Here is a 12,440-nt window from a genome sequence, read left to right on the forward strand (position 1 = left end):
GCAGACTGCAAGACTATCCCTTGGCGTCCCACACGCTGCCCAAGGGCAGTGGCGGCTACCGGATACCCCGGCGCCTGCGCGCCATCCTGTCCCTCGATGATTTCGAGGCGGCCGCCCGCCGCCGCCTCCCCAAGCCGCTCTTCGCCTATGTCAGCGGCGGCGCGGAGGAGGAAAGGTCGTTGCGCGGCAACCGCGCGGGCTTCGATCGTTATGCCTGGGTACCCCGCGCCTTCACTGATACCTCGACGCGTAGCCTCGAAACGACCCTCCTGGGGCAGCGCTATGGCGCGCCTTTCGGGATCGCGCCCATGGGCATCAGCGCACTCACCGCCTTCGAGGGGGACCTCATCCAGACCCGGGCGGCCAGGGAAGCCAATATCCCGGCGATCATGAGCGGTTCCTCCCTGCTGCCCATGGAGGCGGTGATCCGGGAGAATCCGGACGCCTGGTTCCAGGCCTATGTACCCGGCGAGGATGCCAGGATCCTGGCCCTGCTTGATCGCGTGCAGGCTGCGGGTTTCAAGACGCTGGTCATCACCGCCGATGTGCCGGTGTCGGCCAATCGCGAGAATCTGATCAGGGCGCGCTTTTCCACGCCGCTCAAGCCGGATCTGCACCTGGCCTGGGAGGGATTCACCCACCCTCGCTGGTTGCTCGGTACCGCCCTGAAGACCCTGCTGCGACGGGGCATGCCGCACTTCGAGAACGCCGGCGCGGGCCGCGGCGCACCCATCGTGTCGGCCAAGGTGATGCGCGATTTCGGCGCCCGCGATCACCTGAGCTGGCGGCATCTGGAGCTGATCCGCCGCCATTGGCCGGGCGCCCTGGTGGTCAAGGGCATCCTCGCTCCGGCGGACGCCGTGCGCGCCAGGGAGGCCGGCGCGGAGGGCGTCATCGTTTCCAACCATGGTGGGCGCCAGCTGGACGGCAGCGTCGCGCCCCTCGCCATCCTGCCGCAGGTGGTCAAGGCGGTCGGGCCGGACTATCCGGTGATGATCGACAGCGGCTTTCGCCGCGGCGGCGACATCCTCATGGCCCTCGCCCTGGGCGCCGCCTTCGTGTTCGTCGGCCGACCGATGAACTATGCCGGCGCCGTGGGCGGCCAGCCGGGTATCAAGCATGCGATCGGCATCCTGGCCACCGAGCTGGCACGCAACATGGCGCTGCTGGGGGTCCAGCGACCGACCGACGTCTGCCGCGACAGCCTCAGGATCGTGCGGTAACCACGGCTGATCAGCTATTTAATGAAAGGCGGTAGGTGTCCATCGCCGTGCCGCTGAACAGCGCTTCCCGGTCTTCCTGTCCCCAGTCCTGGGTCAGGCGCTTGAACGCGTTCCAGAGCACCCCGTAGGAGAACATGCCCTTGTCCACGGGAAAGTTGCTTTCGAACAGGCAGCGCTCGGCGCCGAAGGCTTCCACGCAGGTCAGCACATAGGGTCGCCACAGTTCCGCCAGTTCGGCCGAGGCGGGCGGCATGGCCCTTTCATCCAAGGCGAAGCCGCCGACCTTCATGCCCAGGCCGCCCAGCTTCAGGCGCAGGTTGCTGCAGCGTGCCAGTTCCTTGATGGCCAGGGACCAGGTCTGGAAGACCTCCCGGCGCTGCTGCGCATAGGGGCCGGCGCCCAGGGGGCCGCCGAAATGATCGAGCACCATGGGCTGGTCGGGGAATTTCCGGGCGAGGGCGAGCACCTCGTCGAGCTGGGTGTGGTATGCCCAGATGTCCAGCGACAGATCATGGCGGGCGAGACAGGCCACCCCGGCATGGAAGCGCTCATCCATGAGGATGCCCGCCGGCGGTGGCCGCGGATTGGACACCAGCCGCGGATCGGCATGCCAGGCGGTGGCGTTGCGGATGCCGCGTAGCCGCCCGCCACTGCGTGCCTGCATCTCTTCCAGGACCGGGATGACACCCTCGCCTTGGCAGAGATCGGCGCCGGCGACGATGGCGGCGCAGAGCCGGCTCTCGCCGTACAGACCGCTGGCGCTCTGGGCCGCCACCCCGGCGGCGAATTCCACTTCGCCCACGGCATCGAAGGGCGGGGCGCGATCCGCGCTGTACATCGACCGGCACTGCACATAGACCGAGGCCAGGATGCGATGACCACCGCTGGTATCCGCCAGGTACTCGGGCAGCAGATAGCGCTGGCCGGGGCGGTCCCAGAGGTGGTGGTGGGCATCGACGATGGGCAGCTCGGGCTCCAGGATCGGCTCCTGGACCTGGGCCAGCCAGGCCTCGCGTACCGGAGCGTGAGGGGAAGCCGGGACATCAGCCATGACGACGGCTCCTGGTGCTGACCTTGGCGGTTGGCACGCGGCGGCTCAATTCTGCATGCCCCAGCGGCGCACCGTGAGCACCTCGATGCTGCGGAACACCAGGCCTTCCACCACCAGGCCGATGATGATCACCATCAGCAGGCCGGCGAAGACATTGGAGGTCTCCAGGGCGTTGCGGTGCTGGAAGACGTACCAGCCCAGGCCGCCTGAGTTGCCGGAGACACCGAAGACCAGTTCGGCGGCGATCAGGGTACGCCAGGCGAAGGCCCAGCCGATCTTCAGGCCGGCGAGGATCGAAGGCACTGCCGCCGGGATCAGTACCTTGGCCACCAGCCGAATGCCGCGCAGGCCGTAGTTGCGCCCGGCCATGCGCTGGGTCTGGCTGACCGAGAGGAAACCCGAGTAGGTGTTGAGCGCCACCGCCCAGAGCACCGAGTGGACGATGACCAGCATCAGGCTCTGCACGCCGAGGCCGAACCAGAGCATGGCCAGCGGCAGGATGGCGATGGCCGGCAGCGGATTGAACATGGCGGTGAGGGTGGCGAGGATGTCGGTACCCACCCGGGTGGATACCGCCAGGGTGGTCAGCAGCATGGCCAGGGCGATGGCCAGGCCATAGCTCACCATCAACACCTTGAGCGAGCTGAGCACGGCGAGGGGCAGGGCGCCATTGAGCAGATCGGTCCACAGCGCCACGACGGTGTCGCTGAAGGTCGGGAACATCAGGGCGTTGTCCAGATAGCGGGCATAGACCTCCCAAATGATGGCCAGGGCGACCAGTACCAGGGTGCGGCGCACGCCGGCCTGGGCGAACAGACGCTCGGCCAGGCCCAGGCGGCGGGCGATGTCGCCGACCTGGCCGGGGGCGATGGGGGTGTACTCGATATCCGGGCGCGATTGCAGGATGACGGCGGGCTTAGTCATGGGCGGTCTCGCTGGCATTGGGGCCGAACAGCATCTGGCTGATGCGCTGGTGGAAGGCGGTGAAGCCGGCGGCGCCCTGCTGGCGGAAGCCGTACTGGCTGGCATCGAGTTCGGCACGGACCTGGCCGGGATGGGGGCTGAGCACCAGGATGCGCGAGCCGAGCAGGATGGCCTCCTCGATGGAGTGGGTGACGAACATCAGGGTGAAGGGTGACTGCTCCCAGAGTCCGAGCAACTCCTCCTGCATGCGCCGCCGGGTGAGGGCGTCGAGGGCGGCGAAGGGTTCGTCCATCAGCAGGATGGCCGGCTCCATGGCCAGGGCGCGGGCGATGGCCACGCGCTGCTTCATGCCGCCGGAGAGCTGGTGTGGATAGGCATCGACGAACTTCTCCAGGCCTACCTTAACCGCGGCGGCCCGGGCGCGGTCGCGCAATTCCTTGGCGGGGAAGCGACGGGTTTCCTGAAGCGGGAAGAGGATGTTGCCCAGCACCGTCTTCCAGGGCATCAGCTGGTCGAATTCCTGGAACACCATCATGCGATCCGGGCCGGGTTCGCGGACGTCCTGGCCGTTGAGACGGATATGGCCCGCCGCCGGTTCGAGAAAGCCGGCGACGCTCTTGAGCAGGCTGGATTTCCCACAGCCCGAGGGGCCGAGCAGGATGAACCTGTCGTATTCCCGGACTTCGAAGGACACCTGGTGGGTGGCGGTGATCAGCTGTTCGCGGGTCTTGTACTGGAGGGTGACCTCGTCCACCTGCAACAGGCAAGCGGCGTTGGCGGGGGTGGCGACGGGCGACTGACTGGCTGCGGTGTTCATGTCAGTTGCCCTCGCCCCTGGCCACGGGATCGAAGAAGACCTGTTGCCAGCGCTGGGGGGCTTCCTTGAGGGCGCCGGTGCTGACCATGAAGTTGGCCAGGGCCATGACGCCGATGGGTTGTACCGACCAGTCGCCGCTGACGCCGCGCAGCATGTCTTCCACCTGGTCGAGGCTCAGGCTGGAGGGTTCGGACTGCAGGAAGAGTTCGGCGGCCTTGCGCGGCTCGGCCTTGATGAAATCCTGGGCCTGGCCGATGGCGGCGACCACCGCGGCGCTCAGCCCCGGATTGCGCTTGACGAACTTGCCCGTGGTGGTGAGCACCCCGCTGGTCATGCGCATGTCCAGTTCCTTGGAAAAATCGAAGAGCTTGGTGACCTTCGGGTCCTTGGCCAGCAGGTAGCTGTAGGGGTTGGGGCCGATGTAGCCGGTGATCCCGGCCTTGTTGAGCAGGCTGGCGGTGGCGTCCGGATGGGGCAGCGCGACCATCAGGTTGTCCAGTCGATGCGCCTGACCCGGGCCGAAGGTACGCTCGGCGGCCATCTGCAAGAGCAGGGCCTGCTGGCCGGTGGGGGAGCTCACGGCTATCTTCTGGTCGGGCTTGAAGTCCTTGAGCGTCTTGATCGAGGGGTCGTTGACGAACAGGGCATTGTCGCCGGCGACCAGGGCGCAGAGGGCGCGGATGTCGAGGGATTTCTGGGTCTTCTGCCAGGCCACCAGGGTGCCCGGCAGTGCATAGCCGCCGATGTCGATGTTGCCGCTGATGAGAGCATCGTTGATGGCGGGCGAGCCACTGATGCGCTTGATGTCGAACTGGGTGTCGGGCTGGCCGGCCGCCTTGGCCTGCTCGCGGAAGAAGCCCAGTTTGTCGGCCAGGGTCACCGGTAGATAGGCATAGCCATACTGGATCGCCAGGGTGACCTGGGCCTGTTCGGTCTGGGCCTGGACGGGCAGGGCGCTGCCGAGGGTGAGGCTGGTGGCTAGGCCCAGTAGCTGGACGAGTCGGCGCAGGGCACGACGGGATGGGTGGCCGAAGGGCTGCAGCATGGCGTTCTCCTTGTTATTTTTGAAATGCCATTTCTTTTATGAGTATTGAGAAAAGCCAGTTCTGTCAAGACAAGCGGTAGATTCGTGAAACTTTCGCTTGCAATTGGCCTTGGCTGTTTTATTTTTGGAACGCCATTCCGCAAATAACAAAATCTCGAAGACCTCGGTTTCCTCGGGGACGACTTCGACCTTTCTCAGGTGCTTGTTCATGAGCTTCTTCGCCGCGCCGCCGACGCTGGAAACCACCCTCTTCACCCGCCTGCCCGACCGTTATCGTCAGCCCAAGCGAACGGCCTGGGCCGATGCCAATCGCCAGGGCCGGGCCATCGATTCCTTCCTGGAGGGGCCGTCCTTCGATCGCCAGGGCAATCTCTACGTCACCGATATCCCCAATGGGCGCATCTTCCGCATCGATCCGCGGGGCGAATGGGAGCTGGTCTGCGAATACGATGGCTGGCCCAACGGCCTGAAGATCCATCGTGATGGCCGCATCTTCATCACCGACTACAGGCGCGGCATCCTGCTGCTCGACCCGATACGCGGCGAAGTGGAGACGGTGCTGGGGAGTGCGGGCTCGGAAGGTTTCAAAGGGGTCAACGACCTGGTGTTCTCGCCGGCTGGCGATCTCTACTTCACCGATCAGGGCCAGACCGGTCTGCAGGACGCCAGCGGCCGGGTCTATCGCCTGGGCGCCGACGGCCAGCTCAGCTGCCTGCTGGCCACGGTGCCCAGCCCCAACGGCATCGTCTTCGATCCGCGGCTCAATCACCTGCTGGTGGCGGTGACCCGGGCGCAGCAGATCTGGCGCATTCCGTTGGGCAACGGCTCGCTGATCGGCAAGGTCGGCGTCTTCGCCCAGTTGCACGGCGGACTCGGCGGTCCGGACGGTCTGGCGCTGGACGAGCAGAGCAACCTCTATATCGCCCATACCGGCTTCGGTTCGGTCTGGCAGCTGTCGCCGGTGGCCGAGCCGCTGGCCCGGCTGAAATCCTGCGCCGGCATCAGCAATACCAACCTGGCCTTCGGCGGTCCCGAGGGGCGCAGCCTGTTCATCACCGAATCCGAGACCGGCAGCATCCTGCGCGCAGAGACCGGCGTCCGGGGGCTGCCGATGTTCTCTCACCTCTAGCCAGCCGCGTATCGACATCCCTGTCAGCACCACAACAATTACAACAGAGGTTACCCATGAGTCAGATCCCGCCGGGCGCCGAGGCGCCCATGACCGATGCCGAAGGTGAGAAGGTCCTGCAGCGCGCCCTGTGGCGCATCCTGCCGTTCATCTTCGCCTGCTACGTGATCAGCTATCTGGATCGCACCAATGTCGGCTTCGCCGCCATCAGCATGAACAAGGACCTGGGGCTGACCGCGACCATGTTCGGCTGGGCGGCCGGCCTGTTCTTCTTCGGTTATTTCATCTTCGAGATTCCCAGCAACCTGCTCATGCAGCGCTTCGGCGCGCGGATCTGGATCGCGCGGATCATGATCACCTGGGGCTTGATCTCCGTGGCCACGGCCTTCGCCACCGGCCCGGTCAGCTTCAGCATCCTGCGCTTCCTGCTGGGGGTGGCCGAGGCCGGTTTCACCCCGGGGGTCTATCTCTATTTCACCTACTGGTTCCCCGGGAAGTGGCGCGCCAAGGCCACCGCCGCCTTCCTGCTGGGCATCCCGACCGCCAACATCATCGGCTCGCCGCTGTCGGGCTTCCTGTTGGACGTCCACGACTTCATGGGGCTGAAGAACTGGCAATTCCTGCTGGTGGTGGAGGCCCTGCCGGCGGTGCTGCTGGGGATCGTCTGCCTCTTCGTGCTGGTCGATTCGCCGGCCAAGGCGCGCTGGCTGTCCACCCGCGAGCGGACCTGGCTGACCGAGCGGCTGGCTCGTGAGCAGCGTGAGATAGGTGCGACCCATGGCTCCACCCTGCGCGCGGCCCTGACCAATCCCAAGGTGTTCATGCTGGCCGCCATCAATTTCTGCGGCATCGTCGGCTCCGTGGGCATCGGCATCTGGATGCCGCAGATCATCAAGAGCCTGGGTATGCAGAACAGCACCGTAGGCCTGGTGGCTGCGATCCCCTACATACTGGGTGCCGTCGCCATGACGCTCTGGGCGCGCCAGGCCAACCAGAGCACCCACCGCCTGCCCTATGTGGCGGGCGCCCTGGGGTTGGCCGCCTGCGGCCTGGTCGGTGCCGCGCTGTCGGCCGATCCGCTGCTGCGCATGAGCTGCCTGAGCGTGACGGTGGCGAGCATCCTGTCCTTCCAGGCGACCTTCTGGGCCATTCCCTCCAGCTTCCTGACCGGTCGGGCCGCGGCGGGTGGACTGGCGCTGATCGTCTCCATCGGTAACCTCGGGGGCTTCGTCGGACCCTTCGCCATCGGCCTGGTCAAGGATGCGACCCAGAGTTACTCCGGGCCCTTCTATGTGGTGGCCTCGGTACTGGCGCTGGGTGTCATCCTGATGCTCTGGCTGGGCGATCCGAGTCGTCGGGCGCCGCTCAAGACCGGTGGCGAGGCACCGCTGCGGACCTGAGTCCGGGTTGAGCGACACAGAAGGCGGCCACGAGCCGCCTTCTGCTTTGGTGGCGCTATCACCGGTGCTGGGCGCGGGTTTGCCGGCGCCAGCCGCGACGAGGGCGAGAGTTGTTACTGCCTGAACGAGAAGGCGCCGGCGCTCGATAAGAGGACTGGCACGACCACCCGGACGCCCGGACCGAGCGCAGCGGAGGTCTTCAAGGCCTGGTTATCCAGGCAATCGCCAAGAGGTAATGGAAGAGACGCGCGGAGTCCGAGCGCCGTTACCACACCGTGCGGCGTTACCAAGTCCTGAACGGTAAAACGCCCGCTGCAGGCAGCGGGCGTTTGGTGGTCCAGCGGTCCAGCCCGGCGGGTGTTGCACCCCGGCTTGGACAGGAAGACGACTAGGGCAGGGCGCAGCCCTTCTTCTTGAGCGATTCCAGCACCCAGCTGCGGTCGTTGGTGCCTTCGGCGATCTGCCGCATCTGTTTCTCTTCGGCGGCGTGCTTGGCAGTGGCGCGGTCGTAGACCTCGGCGACCTGGTCGTAGGGCACGCAGAGCAGACCGTCGTCGTCACCGATGATCAGGTCGCCCGGCTCGATGACCATGCCGTCGATGGCGATGGGGACGTTGATCTCGCCCGGGCCGTCCTTGTAGGGACCGCGGTGGGAGATGCCGGCGGCGAACAGGGGGAAGTCGCCCGCGCCGATGTTGGCGGCATCGCGGATGGCGCCGTTGATGACGATGCCGGCCACGCCGCGCTTGACCGCATAGGCCACCATCATCTCGCCGATCAGGGCATTGGTCAGGTCGCCGCCGGCATCCACCACGATGACGTCACCCGGCTGGGCGATGTCCAGGGCGTAGTGCAGCATCAGGTTGTCGCCCGGGCGCGCCTTCACGGTCAGCGCCGGGCCGGCCAGCACGCCCTGGCGATGCATGGGGCGCAGGCGCGAGCCGCCGGCGGTCATGCGGTTCATGGAATCGCTGACGTTGGCGACCGGGACTTCGCGGTAGCGTGCGACCCATTCGGCTGCGACCTTGCGCTGGGCATTGAGAACTCTGAATCCGATGGTCATGGGCATTTCTCTTGTGGGCTTTGTTGGATGCCGCTGGAGCGGGTGTCGAATTTCAGAATGGCATTTCTTTTTTGAACATTCAATGGTCGGATGATCGGTAGGTAATTCGTAGTTAGGTCAAGTATTGCAACGCTGTTCCATTATGCTAAGGTCAAATCCTGCCTTTCTGGCTGTCCGCCCGACGGACGACGTCATAACAACAAGGGATTACCCACATGACCCGCACCCTGCTTCTCACCGGCCCCGAACTCGCTCCCGACGCCATGGCCCTGGCCGCTGCCCATGGCATCCGCGTCGTGCCGACCCAGCCCTACATGCCCCAGGACGAGCTGGTCGCGCTGATCCGCCAGGAGCAGCCCGACGCCATCATCGTCCGCCAGGGCAAGCTGACCCGCGAGATGATCGAGGCCTCGGCCAAGCTCGAGATCATCGCCAAGCACGGCGTCGGCTACGACACCATCGACCTGCAGGCCGCTGCCGACCGAAACATTCCGGTCACCATCGCCCTGGGCGCCAACGCCCAGTCGGTGGCCGAGCACGCCTTCGCCCTGATGTTCAGCGTGGCCCGGCAGACGCCGTGGCTGAATGCGCGGATGCACGCCGGGCACTGGGACAAGGCCCAGGCCAACGGCACCGAGCTGTTCGGCAAGACCCTCGGCCTGGTGGGCCTGGGGTCCATCGGCAGCGTGCTGATGGACCTGGTGGCGCCGCTGCGGATGCAGGTGCGGGTCTACGATCCCTATCTCCAGACCCTGCCGGTGCGGGATCACGTGCAGCGGGAGGAGAGCTTCGACAACCTGCTGGCCGAGTGCGACATCATCAGCTTGCATTGCCCGCTGACCGAGGCCAACCGCCACCTGTTCGGTGCCGCCCAGTTCGCCCGGATGCGTCCCGGCAGCCTGTTGATCAACACCGCCCGTGGCGAACTGATCGACACCCAGGCGCTGGTAGCCGCCTTGCGTGAGGGGCGGATCGGTGGTGCCGGCCTGGATACCTTCCACCCCGAGCCGCCGCCGGCCGATAGTGCCCTCTGGGGCCTGACCAACCTGGTCGCCACCCCTCACGTGGGCGCCAACACCACCGAGGCCCGGGACCGGGTCGGACTGGTGGCGGTGCAGCAGGTGCTCGATCACTGGAACGGCAAGAACGTCGAGTCGCGTGCCGTGGTCAATCGTCACCTCATCGCTGCCTGATCCTTGCGTCAGTGCGGGCGGTCTCCTTCCGGGCCCGCCCGCTACGTCTATCTCCACAACAATAAGACGGAGAGCCTGCATGACCTCTTCCACGCCCGAGATCAGCGAACTGGAACGCAGCACCATGCGTCGCGTCGCCTGGCGCATCCTGCCGTTCCTGATCCTCTGCTACCTCATCGCCATCATCGACCGTGGCAACATCGGCATGGCCTCGCTGCAGATGAACCAGGATCTGGGCCTGACGCCGGCGATCTTCGGCTTCGCCAGCAGCCTGTTCTTCTTTTCCTATTTCCTGGTGGAGGTGCCGAGCAACCTGGCGTTGCAGCGCTTCGGCGCGCGCCTCTGGATTGCCCGCATCATGATCACCTGGGGCCTGATCTCGGCCGGTACCGCCTTCGTCCAGGGCGCCAACTCGCTGTACGTGATGCGCTTCCTGCTGGGTGCCGCAGAGGCCGGCTTCTTCCCTGGCGTGCTGCTGTACCTCACCTACTGGCTGCCCTCCAACTACCGGGCGCGCATGGTCGCCATCTTCATGGTGGCGATCCCCGGCGCCAACTTCCTCGGCTCGCCGCTCTCGGGCCTGCTGCTGAGCCTGGATGGCTGGCTGGGCATGCGTGGCTGGCACTGGCTATTCATCCTGGAAGGCATCCCGGCGGTGCTGCTGGGCATCGCCTGCCTGTTCGTACTCACCGACCGCCCGGAGCAGGCCAGGTGGCTGAGCGACGAACAGCGCAGCTGGCTGACCCTCAAGCTGGCCGAGGAGCGCGGGCGCAAGACCAGCATCGGCCATATCTCCCTGTGGCAGCTGCTCAAGCACAAGGATATCTGGGTCATGGCGCTGATCTATTCGGGCGCCTCGGCGGCCGGTAGCACCATGAGCGTCTGGGCGCCGCAATTGCTCAAGGGCTTCGGCCTGTCCAACCTGGAGGTCGGCCTGACCAATGCCATTCCCTATGGCCTGGCTTCCGTCGCGATGGTGCTCTGGGGGCGCAGCTCGGATCGCACCGGCGAGCGTCGCTGGCACACCTCGCTCACCATGCTGTTGATCGCCGTGGGCCTGCTGGCGGGCATGTTCACCTCGTCCCTGGCGGCCACCGTGATCCTGCTGAGCCTGGTGCTGATCGGGGCCTACTCGATGAAGGGCCCATTCTGGGCACTGGCCTCGGGCTGGTTGTCGTCCTCGACCGCCGCCGCCGGCCTGGCTGCCATCGGCGCCCTGGCCAACCTGATCGGGGGAGGGGTGATGGTCAACGTCTATGGTGCCATCCATGGGGCGACCCATAGCCACGCCCTGGCGGTATTGCCGCTGGCCACCCTGTGCGCCATCAGCGGCTTGCTGGTGCTGGTCATGGGCCGTAAGGCCGCGCGTGCCAAGGCAGACGCCCAGACCGTAGCCACCAACGCCGGCTAGCGGCTGGTCTGAAAAAGTCGCCTATCACTGCCGGCCCGCTGGGGCCGGCAGTCCTTCAAGGAATGCATCATGACCTTCAATCGTCGGCGTTTCCTGAAAGCGAGCGCCACAGCGAGTGCCGCCCTGTGCCTGTTCGATGCCCTCGGCGTCCAGGCCGCCACCCCGTTCTCCAGTATCCAGATGGCACCGAAACTCAAGGCCCCGGCCGGCAGCGTCGACTGCCACATGCATCTCTACGATGACCGCTACCCGGCCGCCCCGGGAGCCAAGCTGCTCCCGCCCAATGCCTCCCTGGACGACTACCACCGGCTCCAGGCACTGCTGGGGCTGCAGCGCATGGTCATCGTCACGCCGTCCACCTATGGCACCGACAATCGCTGCCTGCTCGACGGCCTGGCGCGCAGCCAGGGCCAGGCCCGCGGCGTGGCGGTCATCGACCGGAGCATCACCGATGCCGAGTTGCAGGAGCTGCACAAGGCCGGGGTGTGTGGTATCCGCTTCAACCTCAGCTACGGCGGCGCCGACCTGGCCGATCTGGAGCCCCTGGCGGCGCGGGTCGATGAGCTGGGCTGGAATGTCCAGGTGGTGGCGCCAGGCAATCAGCTGATAGAGCTGGAGAGTCGGCTGCGACGGTTGCCGGCGCGTCTGGTGATCGATCACATGGGCCACGTGCCGCAACCGGAGGGGATAAATTCGGCTGCCTTCGGCGTTATCACTCGTCTGCTGGACGGCGAGCGCACCTGGGTGAAGCTGTCGGGCCCCTACATCAAATCGCGCAGTGGTGCGCCGGACTATGTGGATGTCGGCGCCGTGGCCCGGGAACTGGTGCGGCGTCATCCAGAGCGGCTGCTGTGGGGCAGCGACTGGCCGCATCCCACGGTGGCGGTCGGCAACAAGCCGGACGATGGCCATATCTTCGACCTACTGGCCGACTGGGCACCCGATGACAGGGTGCGCAGCGCCATCCTGCGTGACAACCCGATCAGTCTTTATGGCTTTTGACGCTCGGGCGAGCTGGGCGGTGCAATGGGGGGAGCAGGGGGCCTGGATCAGGCTTCGGATGCCAACCTGATCCAGCGGTCCGTCGATGCGGCCGCGCCTGCAAAGCACCTCGACACCGTTGGAGGCAACTGTCTGACTGATCGCGGCGACGGGCTGCTCCTACCGAAGGAGGCATGACGGTT

The 12,440-nt window shown here is 66.1% G+C and carries 11 protein-coding genes; 6 read left to right on the forward strand and 5 right to left on the reverse strand.

Features of this window, described 5'->3' with window-relative positions; all coding sequences use genetic code 11:
* The first annotated feature begins 20 nt into the window (after positions 1-20).
* The gene (locus tag RND78_RS13255; RefSeq protein WP_312729333.1) at positions 21-1,223 is read left to right on the forward strand and encodes an alpha-hydroxy acid oxidase; all 1,203 of its coding nucleotides are present in this window, start codon (positions 21-23) and stop codon (positions 1,221-1,223) included.
* A 10-nt stretch (positions 1,224-1,233) separates the two neighbouring features.
* Here the strand turns inward: RND78_RS13255 and RND78_RS13260 are convergent, their stop codons facing one another.
* The 4 genes from RND78_RS13260 to RND78_RS13275 are packed head-to-tail and all read right to left on the reverse strand — an operon-like array spanning position 1,234 to position 5,060.
* A complete protein-coding gene (locus tag RND78_RS13260; protein WP_312729334.1) occupies positions 1,234-2,274 on the reverse strand; it encodes an amidohydrolase family protein in 1,041 nt (346 codons plus the stop codon).
* Positions 2,275-2,319: 45 nt separating this feature from the next.
* Positions 2,320-3,198 carry an ABC transporter permease gene (locus tag RND78_RS13265; protein ID WP_312729336.1) on the reverse strand — a complete coding sequence of 293 codons (879 nt, stop codon included), beginning with the start codon at positions 3,196-3,198 and terminating at the stop codon, positions 2,320-2,322.
* On the reverse strand, positions 3,191-4,015 hold the full coding sequence (locus RND78_RS13270) for an ABC transporter ATP-binding protein (RefSeq protein ID WP_312729338.1): 825 nt from the start codon (positions 4,013-4,015) through the stop codon (positions 3,191-3,193). Before RND78_RS13270 ends, RND78_RS13265 begins: the two co-directional genes overlap by 8 nt.
* A gap of 1 nt (position 4,016) precedes the next feature.
* Entirely contained in the window at positions 4,017-5,060 is a 1,044-nt protein-coding gene (locus RND78_RS13275) for an ABC transporter substrate-binding protein (protein WP_312729340.1), read from the reverse strand.
* Between the two features lie 208 nt (positions 5,061-5,268).
* Here RND78_RS13275 and RND78_RS13280 point away from each other — a divergent pair, with 208 nt between their 5' ends.
* Both RND78_RS13280 and RND78_RS13285 read left to right on the forward strand, forming a co-directional pair.
* Complete coding sequence (locus RND78_RS13280) at positions 5,269-6,189, forward strand: SMP-30/gluconolactonase/LRE family protein (RefSeq protein ID WP_312729342.1); 921 nt, start codon at positions 5,269-5,271, stop codon at positions 6,187-6,189.
* Between the two features lie 56 nt (positions 6,190-6,245).
* Positions 6,246-7,589: an MFS transporter gene (locus tag RND78_RS13285; protein ID WP_312729344.1), complete on the forward strand. Its 1,344-nt coding sequence runs from the start codon at positions 6,246-6,248 to the stop codon at positions 7,587-7,589.
* 388 nt (positions 7,590-7,977) lie between these two features.
* Here the strand turns inward: RND78_RS13285 and RND78_RS13290 are convergent, their stop codons facing one another.
* Positions 7,978-8,652, reverse strand: a complete 675-nt coding sequence (locus RND78_RS13290; RefSeq protein WP_059227309.1) for an RraA family protein — start codon at positions 8,650-8,652, stop codon at positions 7,978-7,980.
* 215 nt (positions 8,653-8,867) lie between these two features.
* Here RND78_RS13290 and RND78_RS13295 point away from each other — a divergent pair, with 215 nt between their 5' ends.
* From RND78_RS13295 to RND78_RS13305, 3 genes are all read left to right on the forward strand, one after another.
* Positions 8,868-9,845 (forward strand): hydroxyacid dehydrogenase, encoded by a 978-nt coding sequence (locus RND78_RS13295; protein ID WP_312729346.1) that lies wholly within the window; start codon positions 8,868-8,870, stop codon positions 9,843-9,845.
* A 79-nt stretch (positions 9,846-9,924) separates the two neighbouring features.
* Positions 9,925-11,256, forward strand: a complete 1,332-nt coding sequence (locus tag RND78_RS13300) for an MFS transporter (protein WP_312729347.1) — start codon at positions 9,925-9,927, stop codon at positions 11,254-11,256.
* Between the two features lie 69 nt (positions 11,257-11,325).
* On the forward strand, positions 11,326-12,258 hold the full coding sequence (locus RND78_RS13305; RefSeq protein ID WP_312729348.1) for an amidohydrolase family protein: 933 nt from the start codon (positions 11,326-11,328) through the stop codon (positions 12,256-12,258).
* The last annotated feature ends 182 nt before the right edge of the window (positions 12,259-12,440 follow it).

The sequence above is a fragment of the Pseudomonas oryzihabitans genome, from assembly GCF_032027545.1.
Classification (GTDB): domain Bacteria; phylum Pseudomonadota; class Gammaproteobacteria; order Pseudomonadales; family Pseudomonadaceae; genus Chryseomonas; species Chryseomonas oryzihabitans_F.